This is a genomic window from Luteimicrobium sp. DT211, assembly GCF_049844995.1.
GTDB lineage: Bacteria > Actinomycetota > Actinomycetes > Actinomycetales > Cellulomonadaceae > Luteimicrobium.
The window spans coordinates 68,894-91,654 of the sequence record NZ_JBNCMC010000010.1; the positions used below are offsets into that span (position 1 = coordinate 68,894).

The 22,761-nt window shown below is 74.1% G+C and carries 21 protein-coding genes and 2 tRNA genes; 14 read left to right on the forward strand and 9 right to left on the reverse strand.

The genetic code is table 11. The features are described 5' to 3' along the window. Nucleotides 1-133 precede the first annotated feature (133 nt). Complete coding sequence (pepN, locus tag ACLQ14_RS17295; protein ID WP_425815289.1) at nt 134-2,704, reverse strand: aminopeptidase N; 2,571 nt, start codon at nt 2,702-2,704, stop codon at nt 134-136. Nucleotides 2,705-3,000: 296 nt separating this feature from the next. Here pepN and ACLQ14_RS17300 point away from each other — a divergent pair, with 296 nt between their 5' ends. From ACLQ14_RS17300 to ACLQ14_RS17310, 3 genes are all read left to right on the forward strand, one after another. Then, nucleotides 3,001-3,624 carry a DsbA family protein gene (locus ACLQ14_RS17300; RefSeq protein ID WP_425815291.1) on the forward strand — a complete coding sequence of 208 codons (624 nt, stop codon included), beginning with the start codon at nt 3,001-3,003 and terminating at the stop codon, nt 3,622-3,624. A 126-nt stretch (nt 3,625-3,750) separates the two neighbouring features. Beyond that, nucleotides 3,751-4,935 (forward strand): hypothetical protein, encoded by a 1,185-nt coding sequence (locus tag ACLQ14_RS17305; RefSeq protein ID WP_425815293.1) that lies wholly within the window; start codon nt 3,751-3,753, stop codon nt 4,933-4,935. 59 nt (nt 4,936-4,994) lie between these two features. Beyond that, nucleotides 4,995-5,486 (forward strand): hypothetical protein, encoded by a 492-nt coding sequence (locus tag ACLQ14_RS17310; RefSeq protein ID WP_425815295.1) that lies wholly within the window; start codon nt 4,995-4,997, stop codon nt 5,484-5,486. Here ACLQ14_RS17310 and ACLQ14_RS17315 read toward each other — a convergent pair. Continuing rightward, nucleotides 5,450-7,513: a M13 family metallopeptidase gene (locus ACLQ14_RS17315; RefSeq protein ID WP_425815297.1), complete on the reverse strand. Its 2,064-nt coding sequence runs from the start codon at nt 7,511-7,513 to the stop codon at nt 5,450-5,452. The two genes, ACLQ14_RS17310 and ACLQ14_RS17315, sit on opposite strands and share 37 nt — an antisense overlap. A 55-nt stretch (nt 7,514-7,568) precedes the next feature. On the opposite strand from ACLQ14_RS17315, the gene ACLQ14_RS17320 reads away from it, so the two are divergent. After that, nucleotides 7,569-8,024, forward strand: a complete 456-nt coding sequence (locus ACLQ14_RS17320; RefSeq protein ID WP_425815299.1) for a ribose-5-phosphate isomerase — start codon at nt 7,569-7,571, stop codon at nt 8,022-8,024. An 11-nt stretch (nt 8,025-8,035) separates the two neighbouring features. Continuing rightward, complete coding sequence (locus ACLQ14_RS17325) at nt 8,036-9,127, forward strand: Fpg/Nei family DNA glycosylase (protein WP_425815301.1); 1,092 nt, start codon at nt 8,036-8,038, stop codon at nt 9,125-9,127. 53 nt (nt 9,128-9,180) lie between these two features. On the opposite strand, the gene ACLQ14_RS17330 is transcribed toward ACLQ14_RS17325, so the two are convergent. Next, complete coding sequence (locus ACLQ14_RS17330) at nt 9,181-10,083, reverse strand: LysR family transcriptional regulator (RefSeq protein WP_425815303.1); 903 nt, start codon at nt 10,081-10,083, stop codon at nt 9,181-9,183. A gap of 92 nt (nt 10,084-10,175) precedes the next feature. Here ACLQ14_RS17330 and ACLQ14_RS17335 point away from each other — a divergent pair, with 92 nt between their 5' ends. The 4 genes from ACLQ14_RS17335 to ACLQ14_RS17350 all read left to right on the forward strand — a co-directional run bounded on the left by ACLQ14_RS17335 (nt 10,176) and on the right by ACLQ14_RS17350 (nt 13,929). Then, nucleotides 10,176-11,435: an MFS transporter gene (locus ACLQ14_RS17335; protein WP_425815305.1), complete on the forward strand. Its 1,260-nt coding sequence runs from the start codon at nt 10,176-10,178 to the stop codon at nt 11,433-11,435. Between the two features lie 61 nt (nt 11,436-11,496). Further along, nucleotides 11,497-12,834 carry a GNAT family N-acetyltransferase gene (locus ACLQ14_RS17340; RefSeq protein WP_425815307.1) on the forward strand — a complete coding sequence of 446 codons (1,338 nt, stop codon included), beginning with the start codon at nt 11,497-11,499 and terminating at the stop codon, nt 12,832-12,834. Further along, nucleotides 12,835-13,590: an SAM-dependent methyltransferase gene (locus ACLQ14_RS17345; protein WP_425815309.1), complete on the forward strand. Its 756-nt coding sequence runs from the start codon at nt 12,835-12,837 to the stop codon at nt 13,588-13,590. A 9-nt stretch (nt 13,591-13,599) separates the two neighbouring features. Beyond that, nucleotides 13,600-13,929 (forward strand): MGMT family protein, encoded by a 330-nt coding sequence (locus ACLQ14_RS17350; protein WP_425815311.1) that lies wholly within the window; start codon nt 13,600-13,602, stop codon nt 13,927-13,929. 1 nt (nt 13,930) lies between these two features. Here ACLQ14_RS17350 and ACLQ14_RS17355 read toward each other — a convergent pair whose 3' ends face one another. From ACLQ14_RS17355 to ACLQ14_RS17380, 6 genes are all read right to left on the reverse strand, one after another. Continuing rightward, the gene (locus tag ACLQ14_RS17355; RefSeq protein ID WP_425815312.1) at nt 13,931-15,007 is read right to left on the reverse strand and encodes an LLM class F420-dependent oxidoreductase; all 1,077 of its coding nucleotides are present in this window, start codon (nt 15,005-15,007) and stop codon (nt 13,931-13,933) included. 77 nt (nt 15,008-15,084) lie between these two features. Continuing rightward, nucleotides 15,085-16,122: a DUF1648 domain-containing protein gene (locus tag ACLQ14_RS17360; RefSeq protein WP_425815314.1), complete on the reverse strand. Its 1,038-nt coding sequence runs from the start codon at nt 16,120-16,122 to the stop codon at nt 15,085-15,087. After that, nucleotides 16,119-16,475, reverse strand: a complete 357-nt coding sequence (locus ACLQ14_RS17365; RefSeq protein ID WP_425815316.1) for a GntR family transcriptional regulator — start codon at nt 16,473-16,475, stop codon at nt 16,119-16,121. Before ACLQ14_RS17365 ends, ACLQ14_RS17360 begins: the two co-directional genes overlap by 4 nt. A gap of 77 nt (nt 16,476-16,552) precedes the next feature. Further along, the gene (epsC, locus tag ACLQ14_RS17370) at nt 16,553-17,146 is read right to left on the reverse strand and encodes a serine O-acetyltransferase EpsC (RefSeq protein ID WP_425815318.1); all 594 of its coding nucleotides are present in this window, start codon (nt 17,144-17,146) and stop codon (nt 16,553-16,555) included. Between the two features lie 158 nt (nt 17,147-17,304). Then, nucleotides 17,305-18,240, reverse strand: coding sequence for a cysteine synthase A (cysK, locus tag ACLQ14_RS17375; RefSeq protein ID WP_425815320.1), 936 nt, complete (start codon nt 18,238-18,240; stop codon nt 17,305-17,307). A 392-nt stretch (nt 18,241-18,632) separates the two neighbouring features. After that, nucleotides 18,633-18,706, reverse strand: a tRNA-Gly gene (locus tag ACLQ14_RS17380). 121 nt (nt 18,707-18,827) lie between these two features. On the opposite strand from ACLQ14_RS17380, the gene ACLQ14_RS17385 reads away from it, so the two are divergent. The 5 genes from ACLQ14_RS17385 (at nt 18,828) to ACLQ14_RS17405 (ending at nt 22,605) form a co-directional block, all read left to right on the forward strand. Then, nucleotides 18,828-18,904: transfer RNA gene (locus ACLQ14_RS17385), tRNA-Pro, on the forward strand. Between the two features lie 55 nt (nt 18,905-18,959). Further along, nucleotides 18,960-19,340 carry a cupin domain-containing protein gene (locus tag ACLQ14_RS17390; protein WP_425815322.1) on the forward strand — a complete coding sequence of 127 codons (381 nt, stop codon included), beginning with the start codon at nt 18,960-18,962 and terminating at the stop codon, nt 19,338-19,340. 170 nt (nt 19,341-19,510) lie between these two features. After that, nucleotides 19,511-20,908, forward strand: coding sequence for a trigger factor (gene tig / locus ACLQ14_RS17395; RefSeq protein WP_425815324.1), 1,398 nt, complete (start codon nt 19,511-19,513; stop codon nt 20,906-20,908). 307 nt (nt 20,909-21,215) lie between these two features. Beyond that, complete coding sequence (locus tag ACLQ14_RS17400) at nt 21,216-21,866, forward strand: ATP-dependent Clp protease proteolytic subunit (RefSeq protein WP_386796555.1); 651 nt, start codon at nt 21,216-21,218, stop codon at nt 21,864-21,866. 40 nt (nt 21,867-21,906) lie between these two features. Beyond that, nucleotides 21,907-22,605: an ATP-dependent Clp protease proteolytic subunit gene (locus tag ACLQ14_RS17405; protein ID WP_425815327.1), complete on the forward strand. Its 699-nt coding sequence runs from the start codon at nt 21,907-21,909 to the stop codon at nt 22,603-22,605. Nucleotides 22,606-22,761: the final 156 nt, after the last annotated feature.

Consider the following 22,761-nt stretch of genomic DNA (forward strand, 5'->3'; position numbering starts at 1 on the left):
CCCGGCCCCCCCCCCCCCCCCCCCCCCCCCCCCCCCCCCCCCCCCCGGGGGGGCGGGGCCCGCCCCCCGGCGGGCCGGCCCCCGGACCCCGTTCTGGGCACCCCGGGCGGGCGTCGTGGGTCAGGCGCGGGCGTCAGGCGCGGGCGTCCGCCGCCTGTGCCGCGAGCGAGCGCTCCGTCGCGGCGAGGTTCTCCGTGACGAGCCGGCGCAGCGCGGGCGGGGCGTCGACGTTAGCGTCGAGCCACGCCTTCCCGGCGTCGCGGAGCGCCGCGTTCGCGAGCGGCGCCGGGTACAGGCCGTGGATGATCTGGTCGGCCATGTGGTAGCTGCGCTGCGTCCACAGCGGGACGAGCGCGGCGAAGTAGGGCTCCACGAGGCCCTCGAGGACCGCCGGGTCCGCCACGTGCGTGAACCCGAGCCCCGTCGCGCGGACGATCGCGTTCGGGGCGTCGGTGCTGTCGACCAGCCGGTCGAACGCGGCGCGCTTCGCCTCCGCGGTCGGCGTGGACGCCGTCGCGCGCGCGGCGGCCTGCTGGCCGTTCGCCGTGTTGTCCGACGCGAGCGCCGCGTCGACCTCGGCCTGGTCCGCCCGGCCCGTCACCACGAGGCCCTCGAGCAGCTCCCAGCGCAGGTCGGTGTCGATCTCGAGGCCCTCGAGCCGCGTTCCGCCGTCCAGCAGGGCGCGCAGCACGTCCGCGTGCACGTCGGTGCGCGCGACGTTCGCGAACGACTTCACGAACTGGAACTGCGCGTCCGAGCCCGCCTCCGCGGCCTGCGCGAGCTCCCACAGCGCGTCGCCCACGTGGACGAGCGTCTCCGCGCGTCGCTCGGGCGCCACGTACGACGACGCCGCCAGCGCGAGCTGGCCGAGCGTCGTCCGGATGGTCGTGGACTCCGTCTCGGTGGCGATGTTGCCGAGGACGAGGCGCACGTAGTCGCTCGCCGGCATCTCGCCGTCGCGCGTCGCGTCCCACGCGCTGCCCCACACGAGCGAGCGGGCGAGCGGGTCCTCGATCTTTGCGAGGTGCTCGATCGCCGTCGCCAGCGACTGGTCGTCGAGGCGGATCTTCGCGTAGGCGAGGTCGTCGTCGTTCACGAGGACCAGGTCGGGGCGCGCGACGCCCACCAGCTCGGGGACGTCCGTGCGCTCGCCGTCGACGTCCAGCTCGACGCGGTGCGTGCGCACGAGCTTCTGCTCGGTGCCCTCACCCACGACGTCGTAGAACCCGACCGCCAGCCGGTGCGGGCGCAGCGTCGCGTGGTCCGCGGGCGCCGTCTGGACGATCACGAGCTCGGAGACCACGCCGCCGGCCGACGACTCGATCTCGGGCCGCAGCGTGTTCACGCCGGCCGTCTCGAGCCACAGACCCGACCAGCCGGACAGGTCCCGGCCGCTCGTGGCCTCGAGCTCGACCAGCAGGTCCTTGAGCTCGGTGTTGCCGTGCGCGTGCTTGCGGAAGTAGCTCCCCACGCCCGCGAAGAAGGCGTCCACGCCCACCCACGCCACGAGCTGCTTGAGCACCGACGCGCCCTTGGCGTAGGTGATGCCGTCGAAGTTGACCTGCACGTCCTCCAGGTCGTTGATCGTCGCGACGATCGGGTGCGTCGAGGGGAGCTGGTCCTGGCGGTACGCCCAGGTCTTCTCCATCGCGTTGAACGTCGTCCAGGCGCCGGTCCACTCGGTCGCCTCGGCGGTCGCGATCGTCGACGCCCACTCCGCGAACGACTCGTTCAGCCACAGGTCGTTCCACCACTTCATGGTGACCAGGTCGCCGAACCACATGTGCGCCAGCTCGTGCAGGATCGTGACGACGCGCCGCTCCTTCACGGCGTCCGTCACCTTCGACCGGAACACGTACGTCTCCGTGAACGTGACGGCGCCCGCGTTCTCCATGGCGCCCGCGTTGAACTCCGGGACGAACAGCTGGTCGTACTTCGCGAACGGGTACGGGACCCCGAACTTCTCCTCGTAGTACGCGAAGCCCTCGCGCGTCTTGTCGAACACGTAGTCCGCGTCCAGGTGGTCCGCGAGCGACCGGCGCGCGTACACGCCGAGCGGGATCGTCCGGCCGTCCGAGCTCGTGAGCTCGCTGTGCTCCGAGACGTACGGGCCCGCCACCAGGGCCGTGATGTACGACGAGATGACCGTCGTCGGCTCGAACGTCCACGTCGCAACGTCCTCGCGGCCGTCGCCGGCTGGTGTCGGCTCGGGCGTGGGGGAGTTGCTCACCACCGCCCACGACGACGGCGCCGTCACCGTGAACGCGAACGTCGCCTTGAGGTCGGGCTGCTCGAAGACCGCGAACATCCGTCGCGAGTCCGGCACCTCGAACTGCGAGTACAGGTACACCTCGCCGTCCGCCGGGTCCACGAACCGGTGCAGGCCCTCGCCCGTGTTCGTGTACGCGCAGTCCGCGTCCACCACCAGCTCGTTCGTGGCCTCCAGGCCGTCGAGCGCGATGCGCGAGTCCGCGAACACCTGGGCCGGGTCCAGGCTGCGGCCGTTCAGCGTCACCGCGTGCACCGTCGGCGCCACCAGGTCGACGAACGTGCTCGCCCCCGGCGTCGCGTCGAAGCGGATCGTCGTCGTCGACCGGAACGTCGTCGGGCCGGTCGTCAGATCCAGCACGACGTCGTACGAACGGGACTGCACCACCCCCGCGCGCTCCGTAGCTTCGACACGGGTGAGGTTCTCTCCGGGCACGGACGACTCCTTCGTAGCAAGCGGTCGGTCGCGCGCGGGCCGGGTACGGTGCGCGCGAGCAGCGCGGCGTGTGGGCCGCAGCCACGGTCGATCATCCCACGCTGGTCGGAGGGGACCGAAGGGATTCGGTGACGTCGGGCCTCGTGGCTGGGGCGGGCGGGTCGGGAGGGGTGCGCCCCGGGACCCGGCCACCTGCGGCCGGCGAGGAATAGCGAGTCGCGGGCGTGGTGTTGGCCCGGGCGACGGCTGTGGGGCCGTCCGCGCACGCCGTGCGCGTCACCACCGAGGAGCACGCAGTGACACTGACCGACGACGCCGTGACCACGACAGCCGACTTCTGGTTCGACCCCGTGTGCCCGTGGGCGTGGATGACGAGCCGGTGGATGGGCGAGGTCGAGCAGGTGCGTGACGTGAGCGTGCGCTGGCACGTCATGAGCCTGTCGGTGCTCAACGAGGGGCGCGACCTGCCGGAGAAGTACCGCGAGCTCATGGACCAGGCGTGGGGGCCCGTCCGCGTCGTGATCGCCGCGCAGTCGGAGCACGGCGACGACGTCGTCAAGCCGCTCTACGACGCGATCGGCAGCCGGATCCACCCCGGGGGCCGCAAGGACTACGACGCGGTCGTCCGTGAGGCGCTGGCGGAGGTCGGTCTGCCGGAGGCTCTCGCCGACGCCGCGGCCACGGACGCCTATGACGACCGCCTCCGCGCGTCCCACGCCGACGGCATCTCGCGGGTCGGCGAGGAGGTCGGCACCCCCGTCGTCGCGTTCGGCGACACCGCGTTCTTCGGCCCCGTCGTGACGCCCGCCCCGAAGGGCGAAGCGGCAGGTCGGCTCTGGGACGGCTGCGTCCTCGTGGCGTCGACGCCGGGCTTCTTCGAGATCAAGCGGACCCGCACGCAGGGGCCCGTCTTCGACTGATCCGTCGCTATAGTCCCACCCGCCGACGCCCTGCCGGTCGGTACCACTTGTCCGGTAGCGACCATTTGGCGTCGGTGGGTGGTCGCGTGTCATGCTGCCCGTTGACCTCGCCAGGAAGGAGCGTGGATGTCGGGCACCGACCCCACCACCCCGCACCCGACGCCGTCCGGCGCGCCCAGCTCTCAGCCGCCGGCGCCGCCCGCCAGCGTGCCGCCGGCGCGGACGCCGACGCCCGCCGTGCACGTCGGCGGGCGTGACCAGTCCGCCCCCGACGACGCGCCCACGAGCCTGATGCCGCCCGTCAGGCTGTCCGCGCCGTCGCCGGACCCGACGCCGGCACCGCCCGCCCCTGACGCGGCCGACGCCACGCGCGTCGCGGCGCCGCTGCGCCACGGGGAGGCCGACGTCGACGCGACCCAGTTCCTCCCTCCCGCCGCAGCGCCGGCGACAGCCGCGTCGGCGCCGGTTCCCACGCGGACGCCGTCGTACTCGACGCGCCGTCCGCCCGTGACGCCGCCGGCCGGCCCGTACGGCGGCCTCTACGCCGGACCGTTGTCCGTCCCCGGCCAGACCCCGGCCTCGCCGGACCCCCAGGCCACCCAGGTCGCGGCCCAGGGCCCGGTCCCGCCGCCGCCCGTGCCCACAGCGGCCGTCCGACCGTCCTCGGCCCCGCAGGCGCCCGCCTTCACGGCGCCGACGCCGGGACCGTCCGCCCCGGTCCCCGAGCCGGTGGCGTACCCCGCCGCGGCCCCGCGCGAGCCGGCGAGCGCCGCTCCCCGGTCGTCCGGCGGCAGGCTCGGCGGGATCGAGCCGCGGGTCGCTGTCCTCGGCGGCGTGGTGGGCGTGCTCGTCGTGGTCGCGGTAGTCCTGGGGTTCACGCTCTTCGGCGGCTCGGGCTCGCCCGCGACGACGCCGTCGGCAGGAGCCTCGGCGAGCGCGGGTGCGGGTGAGCAGCCGGTCGTGACCGAGCGCTTCGCCGCCCCGAGCCGCAACATCAGCTGCACGATGACGGCGACCGAGGCGCGGTGCTCGATCGCGCAGCTCACCACGAAGCCGGCGCCGGTCGACGGGTGCGACGGGACGGTCGGCTACGTCGTGACTCTCGGCGCCGACGGCGCCGTCGACACGCCGTGCGTGGCGGCACAGGATCAGCCGCGCGCGGCGTCGTCGAAGCTCGAGACCCTCGCCTACGGCAAGTCGGTCACGATGGGCAAGCTGACCTGCTCGAGCTCCGAGACCGGGGTTGAGTGCCGCACGAAGGGCACCGGCAAGGGATTCTCGATCGCGCGGGTCGGCGTGCGCGTGCTCTGACGTCTCGCACGCGCCCGCGGGTCGGGACGGCACCGGGCACCGGGCGGTGGCGTCTGCCCGTGGCAGGCGTGGTCGTCCCCGGAGCGCGGGCGCCGGGTCGCCCGTGGTGCGCCAGAGCCGCAGGCGCCGTCGCCCTGCTGGTCGCCTGCCTCGCGGTGGCTGGCTGCGGTGCGAGCGGTTCCCCGGCCGACGTCGACACGGCCGACGGCCTGCCGGTCGTGGCCGCGGCTCCAGGGCAGACGTACCTGCCCTGGAGCCTCGACCGCGTGGACCGGAGCCGCGACCGCGTGTACCTGGTGACGTCGAACGTCGGCTGCAGCACTCCGCGTGCGGCGGTCGTCGCGGGGACGGCGTCCAGCGTGACCGTCGAGGTCGTCGGCAGCTCGGGCAAGGGGCCGTGCACCGAGAAGCTCGAGACGCTCAGCACGTACGTCGAGCTCCCGTCACCGCTCGACGGCCGTGACGTGCTCGGTGCCCGGCCCCGCCCGGGAGGCTCGCCCCCGACGGCGACGGGTCACCAGATCCGGACGCGCTCCTCGGGCTCCAGGTAGAGGGCGTCGCCGGGCTCCACGCCGAACGCCTGGTAGAACTCGTCGACGTTCCGGACGACGCCGTTGCAGCGGAACTCGTCGGGGGAGTGAGGGTCCATCGACAGCCGGCGCCGCACCTCCTCGTCACGGCCCTTGGTGCGCCACACCTGCGCCCAGCCGAGGAAGACGCGCTGGAGCGCCGTCAGTCCGTCGATCACGGGAGCGTGCTCGGGCGCGTCGTCGAGCGACCCGTCCGGGCGGCCGGTCGCGGCGATCCGGTACGCCGTGATCGCGATGGAGAGGCCGCCGAGGTCGCCAATGTTCTCGCCGATCGTGAGGCCGCCGTTGACGTGCGGGCCGTCGGCGCCGAGCTGCTGCGGCACGAACGCGTCGTACTGGGCGATGAGCGCGGAGGTCCGCTTCTCGAACTCGGTGCGGTCGTCCTCGGTCCACCAGCTCTCGAGCCGGCCGGAGCCGTCGTACTTGGAGCCCTGGTCGTCGAACCCGTGCCCGATCTCGTGGCCGATGACGGCGCCGATCCCGCCGTAGTTGACGGCGTCGTCGGCCTCGGGGTCGAAGAACGGCGGGCGCAGGATCGCTGCCGGGAACACGATCTCGTTCATGCCCGGGTTGTAGTACGCGTTCACGGTCTGCGGCGTCATGAACCACTCGTCGCGGTCGATCGGCCTCCCGATCTTGTGCAGCTCGCGGTCCTGCTCGAACGCGTTCGCCCGGCGCACGTTCCCGACCAGGTCGTCCCGCTCGACGACGAGGCTCGCGTAGTCGCGCCACCGGACCGGGTAGCCGATCTTCGGGGTGAAGGCGTCGAGCTTCGCGAGCGCCTTGGCGCGCGTCTCCTCGCTCATCCAGTCGAGCCCGGAGATCGACGCGCGGTACGCCTCGACGAGGTGCTCGACGAGCTCGTCCATGCGGGCCTTGTGCGCGGGCGGGAAGTGCCGCTCGACGTACACCTTGCCGACGGCCTCGCCCAGCGCGCCCTGGACCAGGGAGACGCCGCGCTTCCACCGGTCGCGGACCTGCTCGGTGCCCTGGAGCACGCGCCCGTAGAAGGAGAAGTTCTCCTGGACGAACGCGTCGGACAGGTACGGCGCGCGCGCCGACGCGACGTGGAACGCCGCCCACAGCTTCCAGTCGTCGAGCGGGGCGTCCTGCCAGACCGACGCGAAGCCCTCGAGGTAGCTCGGCTCGCGGACCACCAGCCGGTCGAAGGCACCGTCCGGCACCTCGAGGGCGAGCGCCCACGCCGCCCAGTCGAACCCCGGGGCGCTCGCGGCGAGCTCCGACCAGGTGGTCGCGTTGTACGTGAGGTCCGCGTCGCGGTCCTTCACGACGTCCCAGTGGTGCGCCGCGAGCCGCGTCTCGAGAGCGAGCACCCGGGCGCCCGCGTCCTGCTGGGCGGTGCCCTCGGCGTCGGCGGCGCTGTCGCCGAGCCGGCCGGCGAGGGCGAGCAGCCGCCCGACGTGCGCCGCGTACTGCGCGCGGATCTCCGCGTACTGCTCCTCGCGGTAGTAGGCCTCGTCGGGGAGCCCGAGGCCGGACTGCATGAGGTGCACGGCGTAGCGCTCGGGGTCCTTGGCGTCGTTGTCGACGAAGAACGCGACGGCGGACAGCGCCCCGGTGCGCTGCAGGGCGCCGAGCGCGCCGGTGAGCTCGGCCTGCGTCGTCGCCTCGGCGACGAGGTCGAGGTCCGCGCGGAGCGGGGTCGCCCCGAGGCCCTCGACGGTGCCGGTGTCCATGAAGCTCGCGAACAGGTCGCCGACCTTGCGCTCCTCGGCCGACCCCGTGCCGCCGGAGACCGACGCGCCCGCGGCGCTCTCGATGATCTCCCGGACCTGCTCCTCGGCCTCGTCGAACAGGCGGCGGAACGTGCCGTCCATCGCGCGGTCGGGCGGGATCTTGTGGGACGCGATCCAGCGCCCGTTGACGTGGCGGTACAGGTCGTCCTGCGGTCGGGTGGCGGGGTCCAGCCCGTCGAGCTCGATGCCCGACGGCGCCTGACCGGCGGTGCGGGTGGTGTCGGTCGTCATGCGCACACGCTATGCCAGGTCGGGTCCGCCGTGGCGAGTGCGGCATGATGACATCATGCGCGTGCACATCGCCTCCGACCATGCCGGATACGAGCTCAAGTCCTACCTCGTCGCCCACCTCCAGGCCGGCGGCCACGACGTCGTGGACCACGGGGCCCACGCCTACGACCGCGAGGACGACTACCCGTCGTTCTGCTTCGCGGCGGGCGAGGCCGTCGTCGCGGACCCGGGGAGCCTGGGCGTCGTGATCGGCGGGTCGGGCAACGGCGAGCAGATCGCCGCCAACAAGGTGCCGGGCGTGCGCGCCGCGCTGGCCTGGAACACCGCGACGGCCGAGCTGGGCCGGCAGCACAACGACGCGAACGTCGTCGCCGTGGGAGCGCGCCAGCACACGGTCGAGGACGCGGCGGGCTTCGTCGACACGTTCCTCGCGACCCCGTTCTCGGGCGACGCGCGCCACGCGCGGCGGATCGCCCAGCTCGCCGACTACGAGGCGCAGCGCCGGGCCTAGGCGGCAGCGACGTGCCCGAGGGTCACACCGTCCACCGGCTGGCGCGCGCCCTGACGGACCTCTTCGCGGGTCAGCGTCCGGCCGTGACGAGCCCCCAGGGCAGGTTCTCGGCCGGCGCGGCGCTCCTCGACGGCCGGGTCCTCGCGGGCGCGAGCGCGTGGGGCAAGCAGCTCTTCGTCGACTTCGTGCCCGCCGACGGCGCCGCGCGCCCCACCGACGACGTGCGGGTCCTGCGGGTCCACCTCGGCCTCTACGGGGCGTGGACCTTCGCAGGCGACGGGAGCGCCGTCGTCGTGCACGCGATCGGGGCGCCGCGGCGGCGGATCGGCGAGACCGAGACGGTGCCCGGAGCCCCCGACGCGCCCACGCCGCTGCCCCGAGGCGACGCGTCGCCCGCGTCCGCCGCGGGACCCGAGGGTGACGTCGGCGCCGCCGGCACCGCGGACGAGCCGGAGACCGGCTGGGTGCCGCCCGCGCCCCGGGGCGCGGTGCGTCTCCGCCTCCACGGCGTGCACGCGGTCGCGGACCTCAGCGCGCCCACGGTCTGCGAGGTGCTGACGCCGGCCGAGGCCCGCGCCGTCGTCGACGCGCTCGGCCCCGACCCGATCCGGTGGGGCGAGGCGGTGCGCGCGGGCGAGGAGCCTGACGCCCACGACGACCCCGAGCGGTTCGTCGACGCGGTCCGCCGCTCGCGCACGGCCGTGGGCACGCGCCTCATGGACCAGTCCGTCGTCGCGGGCGTGGGGAACATCTACCGCGCCGAGGTGCTGTACCGCGCCCGCCTCGACCCGTTCCGGCCGGGGGCGTCGGTCCCCGCCGAGGACCTGCGCGCGTTGTGGGACGACCTGACCGACCTCATGCTCGACGGCGTCCGGACGGGCGCGATCGTCACCACCCGGCCCGAGGACCGCGTCCCGGGCGGGACGACCGGACGCCACCGGGTCCGCCAGAACAGCGACGCCGTGCCGGGCGCGGTCCCGTCGGACGCGTCGTTCTACGTCTACCACCGCGAGGGACTGCCCTGCCGGGTCTGCGGGAACCCGGTGCTCGTCCGCGAGGTCGCGGGTCGCAGCCTCTACTGGTGCGCGACCTGCCAGCGCTGACGCGCGTGGCACCGGCGTGCCGCCGCGTCGGCGTGAGCCCCGGGCGCGGCGGCTCAGCTCGGTTCGCGCCGGGCCGCGGGTGCGCGCTCGCGGAGCAGGTCGAGCAGCCGCGCCGTCGCGGGCTGCTCGCGGGCCTGCCGCGTCGCGACGACGTGGAGCGACCACTCGAGGCCGGGTGCGAGTTCGACGGCGACGACGCCGGGCGCGTCCACGGTCCCCATCCGGGGCACGACGGCGACGCCGAGGCCCGCGCGGACGTACTCCGGCACGGTGGCCAGGTCCGCGACCTCGGTGCGCACGGTGCGGACGAGCTCCGCGGCGGCGAAGGCCCGCTCGAGCACGATGCGGTGCCCGAAGCCGCGCGGCGCGTCGACGAAGGGCTCGCCCGCGAGGTCCGCGAGCCCGACCGTGCCCCGTCCGGCGAGGGCGTGGTCGTGGGGCAGCAGGACGACCAGGCGGGTGCGGAGCAGCTCGACCGCCTCGAGGCCCGCGAGGTCCTCGGGCGGCAGCCCGACGAACGCGACGTCCAGGCGGGCGTGCGCGAGGTCGTCGAGGAGCCCCGTGGAGCCCGCGGGCGACGTGGCGAGCCGGAGGCCGACGAGCGGGTGCGCGCGCTGGAAGTCGCCGAACAGGGCGGGCAGACCGAGGTCTCCGACGTTGCTGATCATGCCGACGCGCACCCGCCCGCGCAGGCCCGCCGCGGACTCGGCGGCGACCGAACGCATGCGGTCGGCGGCGGCGAGCGCGGCGCGTGCCTCGGCGAGGACCGCCTCGCCGACGGCGGTGAGCCCGACCCTCCGTGTGGACCGCTCGAACAGGGTCGCGCCGAGCTCGTGCTCGAGCGCCTGGACGGCCGCGGACACGGTCGACTGCGCGGCGTAGAGGCGCTGGGCGGCCCGCGTGAAGCTGAGCTCCTCGGCGACGGCCTCGAAGATCTCGAGCTGGCGGACATCCATGAGGCCATGGTGACACATCGATCGGCTGCATCGATGAGTCTGTGCGGAAAGATTCGTTGGACACGATGAGTCATGAGGTCGAGGATCGAGCCATGACCACGACCACCACCGCCCGCCCCGCGGGCGCACCCGAGCCGACCGTGCCGAGCGCCGTGACGGGTCCCGGCCCCCGCGGCACGGCCCGCATCGGGCACGGCGCAGGGTTCTGGGTCGTGGCGGGCGCCTTCCTGCTCGCCATGGCCTTCTCGACGGTCCCCACCCCGCTCTACCCGCTGTACCAGGCGCGCGACGGCTTCGCGACGACCATGATCACCGTCATCTTCGCGGCGTACGCGGTGGGCGTGATGGCGGCGCTGTACCTCGTCGGGCACGTGTCCGACTGGGTGGGGCGCAAGCCGATGCTCGTCGCGGCGCTCGCCGCCGAGCTCGTCTCGGCCGCCCTGTTCCTGGCGTGGAAGGACACGGCGGGCCTGATCGTGGCGCGGCTCGTGTGCGGGCTCGGCATCGGCGCGCTCACCGCGACGGCCACGGCCCACCTGGGCGAGCTGGGCGAACGCTCGGGCCGGGGCCGGACTGCGGGCACCGTCGCGACCGTCGTCAACCTGGGCGGGCTGGCCCTCGGGCCGCTCGTCGGCGGCCTGCTCGCCCAGTTCGTGGCGGGCCCGCTCGTGACGCCGTATGTGGTGTTCGCCGTGCTCCTCGCCGTGGCGCTCGTCGCCGTCCTGCTCGTGCCCGAGACGGCGGTGCTTCCGGACCCCCGCCCGGCCTACCGCCCCCAGCGGGTCTCGCTGCCCCGGGCCGTCCGCGCGCCCTTCGCCGTCGCGGCCGCGGGGGCGGCGGCGGCGTTCAGCGTCCTGGGTGTCTTCACCTCGCTGACCGCGTCGTTCGCCGCCGGCACCCTCCACGTCTCCTCGCACCTGGCGGCCGGCGCGATCGTGTTCGGCGTCATGGCGGCGGGCGCCGTGTCGCAGCTCGCGCTGGCACGCGTCGGCGCGCGCGCCCTCGTGGTCCTCGGCGGGGGAGCGATGGTCGTGGGGCTCGCCCTCGTCGCGGCCAGCGGGCCCGCGCTCTCGCTCCCGCTGTTCGTGGTCGGCGGCGTCGTCGCCGGGGCCGGGCAGGGGCTCGTGTTCCGGTCCGCCATCGGCGTCGCCCTCGCCTCGGCGGGGCCCGCCAACCGCGGCGAGGCGCTGGCGGCGATGTTCCTCGCCGCCTACGCCGGGCTCACCGTGCCCGTGCTGGCCGTCGGGGTCGCGCTCGCCCACTTCGCCGCCCCGGGCGTGCTCTGCGTGTTCGCGCTCGTGGTGCTCGTCGCGGTCGCGACCTCGAGCCTCCTGATGCTCCGCCGGCGCTGACAAACGGACGCGCGGAGCAAACCCCGTGCGCCGGGAGCGACGCTTTGGCAGAGTCGTCGCCATGCCCCGCACTCAGCGCGCCCCGCTCCCTGACGGTTACCGGCTCCAGCAGCTCGCCCCGGACGACCTACGTGACGTCCTCACCCTCGACGCCTGGGCGTTCCCGACCGGCAAGGACGTCGAGGCGCTCGCGGCCGAGCCGTCGCCGCTCAGCTGGGACCGTGCCGTCGGGGTCGTCGCCGACGCCGACGACCCGGACGCGGTCCCGTCCGACGGCGCCGTCCCGGTGCGCAGCGAGCTCGTCGGGATGCACGCGTCCTATCCCTTCGCGCGTTTCCCTGTGCCGGGCGGGACCACCCCGGTCTCCGGGCTGACCTGGGTCGGCGTGCACCCCGCGCACCGGCGCCGGGGGATCCTGACCGCGATGATCGACGAGCACTTCCGCCGGTCGCTCGTCCGGCATGAGGCCGTCTCCGCGCTGTTCGCGGCCGAGGCGCCCATCTACGGGCGGTTCGGGTACGGCAAGGCGGCCGACGACCTGCGGGTCACGATCCCCCGCGGGGCGGCGCTCCGCGACGTCCCGGGCGCCTCCGAGCACACCGTCCGCATCGAGACGAGCGACTTCGAGCGGCACGCGGAGGTCGTCGAGGACCTGCACGAGCGGGCGGGCGCCGACGTCGGCGGCTCCGGCCTCAACCGGCCCGGGTGGGTGGGGCGCGAGACGCCCGAGCTGCGGCGCTACTTCTGGGCCGACACGCCGCTGCGTCGCGACGGCCGGGAGCCCGAGCGGATCGTGATCGTCGAGCGGGACGGCGAGCCGCGCGGGTACACGACCTTCCGGCGCAAGCTCGACTGGGAGCTCCAGGGACCGCGCGGGCACGTCAGCGGGGGCGAGGTCGTGGCGCTCGACGCCGCCGCCGCCCGTGCGCTGTGGGACGTGCTGCTCGACCTCGACCTCACCGACGACGTGCACCCGTTCATGATCCCGACCGACGACGTGGTCGCCGGCTGGCTCGTCGACCGCCGCAAGGCCACGCCCACGCTGTTCGACAACCTCTGGGTGCGGATCCTGGACGTGCCCACAGCCCTCGCCGCCCGCCAGTACGCGACGGACGTGGACGTCGTCCTCGGCGTGCACGACGCGCGGCTGCCGGGCAACGCGGGCAGCTGGCGCCTGCGGGCGCGCGCGTTCGCCGGCGGCGCGGAGGTCGTGCGCACCGACGAGCCCGCGGACATCACGCTCGACGTGCGCGAGCTCGGCGCCGCGTACCTCGGGGGCGAGACACTCGTCGCGATGGCGGCGGCCGGCCTGGTCACGGGCCACCGCCCGGGGGCGCTCGCGCGGGCGTCCGCCGCGTTCGCGTGGCCGGTCGCGCCGTGCTCGAGCTGGGTCTTCTGAGTGCGCAGCTACGACGACCTCGTCGCGGAGGCCGACGCCGCCGACGTCGACGGGTGGGACTTCTCCTGGCTCGACGGGCGCGCCACGGAGCAGCGGCCGAGCTGGGGCTACGCGGGCCGGCTCGCGGCGGCGTGGCGGGGCGTCCGCTCGGCCCTCGACCTCCAGACCGGCGGCGGCGAGGTCCTCGCCACCGCAGCCCCGTTCCCGCCCCTGGCCGTCGCCACCGAGGGCTGGCCGCCCAACGCGACCCGCGCGACGCGGCTGCTGCACCCGCTCGGCTGCGCCGTCGTGACCGTGGACGACGGCGCGCCGCTGCCGTTCGCCGACGGCGCGTTCGAGCTCGTCACGAGCCGCCACCCGGTGGACCCGCCGTGGCCCGAGATCGCCCGGGTCCTCGCGCCCGCCGGCACGTACCTCGCGCAGCACGTCGGGCCCGCGAGCGGGTTCGAGCTGATCGAGGCGTTCCTCGGGCCGCTCGGCGAGGAGCACCGGCGTGGGCGGGACCCGTTCGCCGAGGCCGCCGGCGCGCGCGCCGCGGGCCTCGACGTCGTCGAGCTGCACGTCGAGCGCCTCCGGATCGAGATCCTCGACGTCGGAGCGGTCGTCTACCTGCTGCGCAAGCTGGTCTGGTGGGTGCCGGGGTTCACGGCCCGGCGCTACGACGCCGAGCTACGTGCCCTCGACGCCCGCATCCGCCGCGACGGCCCGTTCGTCGCCCGCTCGAGCCGGACGCTCGTCGTCGCGCGACGCGCCTAGGCTGCCGGGGTGGACGACGCCTACCTCGACGCGGTGCTGTCGGTCGTCGAACGGGTCCCGCCCGGGCGCGCGACCACGTACGGGCTGATCGCCGAGTACCTGCGCGACCACTCGGACCCCGACCTCGGCGTGCGCGACCGCGGCGGCCCGCGCCAGGTCGGCACGGTGCTCGCCCGCGCGGGCAGCGGCGTGCCGTGGTGGCGCGTCGTCAACGCGACCGGGAACCCGCCCGCCCGCCACCGCGCGCACGCGCTCGACGAGCTGCGCGCCGAGGGCTGCCCGCTGACCGCCGACGGCGCGCGCGTCCGGCTGCGCGACGCCGTCTGGCTGCCCGACTGAGCTACGGCGCGAGGGGGCCAGTCCTCTCGAGCACCCCGGCGGCGGCCGCGGCGCCCACCACGGTGCGGACGGCGTCGGCGTCGGCCTGGAGCAGCATGGTGGTGACGGCGCTGGCCTCCCAGCGCGGGAGCTCGGCCGCGATCTTGTCGGCCGGCCCGACGAGCGCGACGTCCTCGACGAGCGCGGTGGGCACGGCCTTCGCCGCCTCGTCCTTGCGCCCCGCGAGGTAGAGCTCCTGGATCTCGTCGCACGCGTCGGAGTAGCCGAGCAGGTCGACGGCGTTGCGGTGGAAGTTCGCGCCCTTGGCGCCCATCCCGCCGACGTAGAGCGCGATCCAGGGGCGCAGGCGGTCGGCCGCCCGCTCGACGTCGTCGTCGACGCTCACGGGCACGCTCGCCGCGACCTCGAAGCGGTCGGGCGGCACGAGGTCCGCGGACCTGGCCGCGAAGCCGTCCGCGAGGAAGCCGCGGAACATCGCGTCGAGCCGGGGCGCGTAGAAGACGGGGAGCCAGCCGTCGCAGACCTCGGCGGCGAGCGCGATGTTCTTGGGACCCTCGGCGGCGAGCAGGACGGGCAGGTCGGGACGCAGCGGGTGGACGGTCGGGCGCAGCGGCTTGCCGAGGCCGGTGCCGCCCCGCTCGGCGGACAGCGGGAGCTGGAAGAACTCGCCGTCGACGGTCACGGGGGCGCCGCGGCGCAGCACCTGCCGGACGACGTCCACGTACTCGCGGGTCCGGGCCAGCGGGCGGCGGTACGGCTGGCCGTACCAGCCCTCGACGACCTGCGGGCCCGATGCGCCGAGCCCGAGCACGAAGCGCCCGCCCGACAGGTGGTCGAGCGTGAGCGCCTGCATCGCGGTGGCCGTGGGCGTACGGGCGGACATCTGGGCGATCGCGGTCCCGAGGCGCAGGTGCGTGGTCCGCGAACCCCACCACGCGAGCGGCGTGAAGGCGTCGGAGCCGTAGGCCTCGGCCGTCCAGACCGAGTCGATCCCGAGGCGGTCGGCCTCGGCGATCGCCTCCTGCGCCCCCGCAGGCGGTCCGGCGGACCAGTAGCCGGTGGTGATGCCGAAGCGCATGGGGTTCTCCTCCGCGTCGAGGTGCTGCCGGGGCCGTGCCAATTCCTGAGACCGTCCGTCTCAGGTAGTTGCGCACTCTACCGCGAGGCACGGGCGCGTTCGGCCACGGTGTTGAGCAGCGCGGCGGCCTGGGCGGCGCCGTCGACCGTGACGACGAGCGAGCGGCCGCCGGTCCGGGTCACCTCGAGCGCCTCGCCGGACCGCACGACGACGCCCAGCCGCCCGCCGCGCCCGAGCCGCCAGCCGTAGCCGCCGAACTCGCGCAACGCGCTCACTTCGACGACGTCGGCGCGCTCCACCTCGTCAGCGGGGACGGTCGTGCGGGGCCAGCCGAAGACCGACCGCACCGTCAGGCCGGCCGCCGACACCCGGACGTGGAACGACGACATCGACAGCAGGAGAACGGTGAGGACCGCCGCGACGGCGAGCAGGCCCCACAGCTGCGTGGCGACGGCGACGGCGACCACGAGGATCGTCGTGCCGAGGACGACGGCCGGCAGGGTCCGTCCCGACGCCCGCCCGACCCAGGCGGCGCGCTCGTCCGGCTCGAGCGGCGCCCGGGCTGCGTCGGTGGCGACGGCATCGGTGGCCGGCAGCGGCGGGTCCGGGTGGACCAGCAGCGCCGCGACCGCCGCCGGCACGATCGGCACCAGCACGGCGACGAGCAGGACGGCGTTCGCGGAGTCCGCCTGGTGCGCGTCGGCGAGCCCACGCTGCTGGTCGAGCATCCCGACGAGCGTCAGCGAGATCAGTCCGGCCATCCAGATCGTGATCGCCGCCATCTGGCGGCGCGTCTGGGCCGCGCGACCCCAGAACCACGTGATCACCGAGAACAAGACCACGCTCGCGGCGCCTATCCCCGTCCCGACGGCGATCGCGCCGCCGAGCGAGGCGAAGTCGTCCGGCCCGCCGCTGCCGCTCCAGTGGGTCGCGACGGGGTCCGGGAGCTCGTCGGACCATGACGCCGCCACGAGCGCAGCGGCGACGAGCATCGCGAGCGCCGCGCCGCCGCTCCAGAGCGCGGTCGCGCGCGCGTGCCGACGCCAGCTGTCCGGGGCGACCGGGCCGTCCGGGGGAGTCGCTGATGCCGGGGACGGGCGGGGGGTCGTCGTCATCGCTGGAACGCCTCCTGGACGAGGGTGGTGGTGGTCGTGGCGGAGAGGTGCGCGCTGCGGGCCGCGTGGACGAGCGCCGCGACCGCGTCCTGGACCGCGCCGAGCTCGGCGGGCGTCCGCCCGGCGACGACGGCGCCGCGGCCCCGGCGGAGCTCGACGAGCCCTTCGTCGCGCAGCTCCTGGTACGCGTGCAGCACGGTGTGCATGTTGACGTCGAGCGCCTGGGCGAGCTCGCGGGCCGCCGGCAGTCGCTCGCCGGGCTGCAGCTCGCCGCGGAGCACCGCGAGCCGGGCCTGGGCGGCGAGCTGCGCGAAGAGGGGCTCGCCGCTCGTGACGTCGAGTCGGAAGATCACGCGCTCACTCTAGTAGTTCTATGACTAGTAGAACAAGTGCACCCCGCGGAGCGTCTGCGCCCGCGGGGCGACGCGGGTCAGATGACGTACTCGATGAGCTGCGACGGGTCCTCGACCGACTGCGGGTGGGGGACCGGGGCCTGCGGCAGGCGGATCTTCGCGGGCACTCCCACGGCCACCGCGCCCGGGGGGACGTCCTTGACGACGACCGCGTTCGCGCCTACCTGTGCGTCGTCGCCGACCCAGACCGGGCCCAGCACCTTCGCGCCGGCCCCGACCGTGACCCGGTCGCCGATCGTCGGGTGGCGCTTGCCCTTGGTCATGGAGCGCCCGCCCAGCGTGGTGCCGTGGAACAGGAGGACGTCGTCGCCGATGACCGTCGTCTCGCCGATCACGACGCCCATGCCGTGGTCGATGAACAGGCGGCGACCGATCGTCGCGCCGGGATGGATCTCGATCCCCGTGACCGCGCGGGCGAGCTGGGACACGAGCCGCGCCGGCAGCCGGAGCGCGGGGCGGCGCCAGAGCGCGTGGGCGACCCGGTAGGCCCACACGGCGTGGACGCCGGGGTAGGCCAGCGTCACCTCCAGCAGAGACCGTGCCGCGGGGTCGCGCTGACGCGCCACCTCGAGGTCCTCGCGGACGGTGGACCAGACGTTGCGCAGGCTCACGTGACTCCCTCCGGGGGTGGCAACGCGGACTGCGGCGCCTGGCTTCCCGGCCAGGCCGGTCGGGGTGACGGCGCCCTCCGGGCGCGGCGCACCGTCCCGCGCGGAGAGGCGGGAGGCGGGCGACGCGCCCGGGAGGACACCGGTCATGACGGGCTCGATCAGTCGAGCAGGTCGGAGTAGAGGATGGTCGACAGGTAGCGCTCGCCGAAGTCGGGGACGACCGCGACGATGAGCTTGCCCTTGTTCTCGGGCCGCTTCGCGACCTGCAGCGCCGCCTCGATCGCCGCGCCCGACGAGATGCCCACGAGCAGGCCCTCCTCCTTCGCGGTGGCGCGCGCGGTTGCGACGGAGGTCTCGGCGTCGATGTCGATGACCTCGTCGTAGATCTCCGTGTTGAGGATCTCGGGGACGAAGTTGGCGCCCAGGCCCTGGATCTTGTGGGGGCCCGGCTGGCCGCCGGTGAGGATGGGCGACTCGGCGGGCTCGACGGCCACGATCCGGATCTCGGGCTTGCGCTCCTTGAGCACCTCGCCCACGCCGGTGATGGTGCCGCCGGTGCCGATGCCGGCCACGACGATGTCGACCTCGCCGTCCGTGTCGGCCCAGATCTCCTCGGCCGTGGTCTTGCGGTGGATGGCGGGGTTGGCCTCGTTGGCGAACTGCCGCGCCAGGATCGCGCCGGGGCGCTCCGCCGCGATCTGCTCGGCGCGGGCCACGGCGCCCTTCATGCCCTCGGCACCCGGCGTCAGCACGAGCTCCGCGCCGTAGGCCCGCAGCAGCGCCCGGCGCTCCTTGGACATCGTCTCGGGCATGGTGAGCACCACGTTGTAGCCACGGGCCGCGCCGACCCACGCGAGCGCGATGCCCGTGTTGCCGGACGTGCCCTCGACGATCGTCCCGCCCGGCTGGAGCTGGCCCGACGCCTCGGCCGCGTCGATGATCGAGACGCCGATGCGGTCCTTGACCGAGTTGGCCGGGTTGTAGAACTCGAGCTTCACGACGACGGTCGCCTCGAGGCCCTCGGTGAGCTTGTTCAGACGCACGAGCGGCGTGTTGCCGATGAGCTTCGTCGCGTCGTCGTAGATGCGTGCCATGTGTTCCTCTTCGGTGGTGGCCCCGGGTCAGGTCGGGGCAGGGTGGGTGCGGGTGGTCGAGGTGGCCGGGTGCGCCGGACGGGCTCGCGTGCGGCACGGTGAGGCCGCGGGCGGGCAGTGGGGTGAAGAGCGTTGACGCGCTCGGGAGGGAGCCTTCCGGGGTGCCCGGAGGTCAACGCTCTACCGACAGCAGCGACAGGTGGGGTAGCCCGCGGCGGCAACTGCGGGGCGGGCGCACAGGGTGAGGCCGCGCGTCGTCGCGCGGTGACCGGTCAGGGCCTTGCCCATGAACGGATCCCTCCTGGATGCGGATGGTGGTGCGGGTCGAGGCTATCGCCGCGTGTCCACATGCTGCAACGGTGGGACGCCTGGTGAGACGCCCGGCGGAGGGATGGAGCGGATGACGGGAATCGAACCCGCGTAATCAGTTTGGAAGACTGAGGCTCTACCATTGAGCTACATCCGCGCAGGGCAACGGTGGCCGCGTTCCGCGGCACGTCCGACGCGCGGGCCCCACCCTAGCAAAGCGGCGACCGGCGGCCGCCACCTGGGTAGACTCGCACGGTCGCGCTGGAGCCAGCGCGTCGCGGGGTGTAGCGCAGGTTGGTAGCGCATCCGCTTTGGGAGCGGAAGGTCGCAGGTTCAAATCCTGTCACCCCGACCATCCGAGCGAGGTCGGCATCCAACCCGCCGGCGAGGGCTCGCCGTAGGGTCACCGCATGGACCGGTACGAGCTGCCCAGCGTCGCGATCGACCGCTTCGAGAGCGTGGGCGTGACGATGGACTTCCTCCCCGACGCTCACGCATCGGAGGCGGGACAGGTCACGAGCGTCCACGTCGCCCACCTGGCCGCCGGAGGCACGCTCGGGCGTCACCCCGCGACGAGGCGACAGATCTTCGCCGTCGTGTCCGGCGAGGCGCGGGTGGCGTCGGGGGACGACGGCCCCGTCGATCTCGGACCCGGGCAGTGCGCAGTGTGGGAGCCGGGGGAGCAGCACCAGACCTGGGCCGTGACCGATGTCGTCGCGGTCGTCGTCGAGACGGGTGGCACCGTCGCCCCGACCGTGCACCACCGCACGCTTCCCGCAGCAAACGCCTGACCTCGGGCACCCGCCACGGCTTGGGTGGCGCCGTCGGCCGATGACGTAGGATCAAAGGGTTGCCCGTACGTCCGCGTGCCGGCCACCGTCGCCCCGGAACGGGCGCCGAGCCCACGCGAATCCTCTCGCGCCCATCGTCGGCGCGTGCCCACCGGTTGGAGATCATCGAAGTGAAGAGCGCCGTCGAGAGCCTGGAGCCCACCAAGGTCAAGCTGACCGTCGAGGTGGAGTACGACGAGCTCAAGCCGAGCATCGAGCACGCCTACGAGCACATCGCGCAGGAGGTGCAGGTCCCCGGCTTCCGCAAGGGCAAGGTGCCGCCCCGCGTGATCGACCAGCGCGTGGGTCGCGCCGCGGTCCTCGAGCACGCCATCAACGACGGGCTCGGCGGCTTCTACAACGAGGCCGTCCGCGAGAACGAGCTGCGTCCGCTCGGGCAGCCCGAGGTCGAGGTCACGCAGGTCCCCGACCCCTCCGACAAGGCGGGCGAGCTGCACTTCACCGCCGAGGTCGAGATCCGCCCGACCGTCGAGCTTCCCGAGCTCTCGGGCCTCACGGTCACCGTCGACGCGTCGGCCGTCACCGACGAGGACGTCGCCGAGCGCCTCGACGCGCTCCGCGAGCGCTTCGGCACCCTGGTCGGCGTCGACCGGCCCGCCAAGGACGGCGACTTCGTCGTCCTCGACCTCCGCGCCGAGATCGACGGCGACGAGATCGACTCCGTCTCCGGCGTCAGCTACCAGATCGGCTCGGGCACCATGCTCGACGGCCTCGACGAGGCACTGATCGGTCTGTCCGCGGGCGAGACCACGACCTTCAGCTCCCCGCTCGCCGGCGGCGAGCACGAGGGCAAGGACTCGCAGATCACCGTGACCGCGACGCAGGTCAAGGAGCGCGACCTGCCCGAGGCCGACGACGACTTCGCGCAGCTCGCCAGCGAGTTCGACACGCTCGACGAGCTCAAGGACGACCTGCGCGAGCAGGTCAAGGGCATCAAGACGCAGAACCAGGCCGTGGCCGCACGCGACCTCCTGCTCGAGGCGATCCTCGAGAACCTCGAGGTTCCCGTCCCGCAGGGTGTCGTCGACGCCGAGGTGCACCGTCACCTCGAGTCCGAGAGCCGTCTCGAGGACGACACCCACCGTGCCGAGGTCACCGAGGAGACCCAGAAGGCGCTCCGCAACCAGATCGTCCTGGACACGCTCGCTGAGGAGCTCGGCGTGCAGGTCGCGCAGGAGGAGCTGCTCGAGTACCTCGTGCAGTCGTCGCGCCAGTACGGTATGGACCCGAACGAGTTCGTAAAGACGATCGACCAGAACGGCCAGATCCCCGCGATGGTCGGCGAGGTCGCGCGCTCCAAGGCTCTCGCGGTCGCGCTGCGCCGCGTCGAGGTCAAGGACTCCGAGGGCACCGTCGTCGACCTGTCGGAGTTCATCGGCTCCGACGAGGCCGACGCTGACGCCGTCGACGCCGACGCGCTGGCCGACGCCGCTGCGGCGTCCGCCGTCGCCGACGCCGCCTCGGACGCCGCGTCCGACGCCGCCGACGAGACCGACGCCAAGGCCTGATCCGCCCGGCACCGTCCGCCGGTCCAGCCGGTGACCACGCACGGCCCCCGCCTCCTCGCGAGGCGGGGGCCGTCGTCGTCGGGGCGGAGGGCGCGACGCCGCAGGCAGGCGCTGCAGGGCGCCCGACGACGCGCGGGTGCGCCGTCAGCGAAAAGGCCGCCGGGCGGGACGTGGCGGCGCTCCCCGGGACGTTAGGGTCACATCAGCCGGACGTCGCACGACGGCCCGGCGCACCGGCCACCAGGCCCGGTAGCACCCCCGGGTGCGCGGGCCGGCCGGACGGACGACGACGAGGAGCGACGAGAACATGGCCGAGCACTCCGCCAGCACGACCCACGACGCGGCGGCGCCCGCCCTGCGTGCCGAGGGCCAGGGCTTCGGGCTCAACGACTCGATCTACAACCGACTCCTGCGCGAGCGGATCATCTGGCTCGGTTCCGAGGTGCGCGACGAGAACGCGAACGCGATCTGCGCGCAGATGATGCTGCTCGCCGCGGAGGACCCGGACAAGGACATCTGGCTCTACATCAACTCGCCCGGCGGGTCGATCACGGCCGGCATGGCGATCTACGACACGATGCAGTACATCCAGCCCGACGTCGCGACCATCGCGGTCGGCATGGCGGCCTCCATGGGGCAGTTCCTGCTCTCCTCGGGCGCCAAGGGCAAGCGCTACGCGACTCCCCACGCGCGGGTCATGATGCACCAGCCCTCGGGCGGCATCGGCGGCACCGCGACGGACGTGCGGATCAACGCGCAGCTCATCATGCACATGAAGAAGGTGCTCGCCGAGCTCACGGCCGAGCAGACGGGCCAGCCGCTCGAGAAGGTCCTCCAGGACAACGACCGTGACAACTGGTTCACGGCCGAGGAGGCCCTCGAGTACGGGTTCGTCGACCACGTCGTGACGAGCTCCGAGTCCGTCTCGGGCGGCGGCGGCACGGGCAGCGAGTCCTGACCGCGGTCCCCGCACCCACCGACCGTCCGAGGAGGACCTTGTGAGCACCGAATCCCAGTACCTGTCCACCGCCCAGCGCCTCGCCGGCGCGGGCGGCCTCGCGCTGCCGTACGGGGCGCCGTCGTCGCGCTACGTCCTGCCGCAGTTCGAGGAGCGCACCGCCTACGGCTTCAAGCGCCAGGACCCCTACACCAAGCTGTTCGAGGACCGCATCATCTTCCTCGGCGTGCAGGTCGACGACGCGTCGGCCGACGACGTGATGGCGCAGCTCCTCGTCCTGGAGAGCCAGGACCCGGACCGCGACATCATCATCTACATCAACTCGCCGGGTGGGTCGTTCACGGCCATGACGGCGCTGTACGACACGATGCAGTACATCAAGCCGCAGATCCAGACCGTCTGCCTCGGGCAGGCGGCCTCGGCCGCGGCCGTGCTGCTCGCCGCCGGCACGCCCGGCAAGCGGCTCGCCCTGCCGAACGCGCGCGTGCTGATCCACCAGCCCGCGATGGAGGGCGGCGGCTACGCCCAGGCGTCGGACATCGAGATCCACGCCAACGAGCTGATCCGCATGCGGGAGTGGCTCGAGGACACGCTCGCGACGCACTCCGGCAAGTCGGTCGACGAGGTCCGTCAGGACATCGAGCGCGACAAGATCCTCACCGCCGCCCAGGCGAAGGACTACGGGCTCGTGGACGAGGTCCTCGAGAGCCGCAAGGCTGCAGCGCTCACCCGGGCGTGAGCCCCGTGTGAGCACCCGTCCGGGGGGGGGCGCCGCCCCCCGCCGCCCGCGGGCCCCCCCCCCCCCCCGGGGGGGGGGGGGGCCGCCGTCGTCTCCGCGAAGCACCCCTCCCGGAGGCCTGCTTCGGCGAGATACCTCGTGGGATCAGTGGCGCTC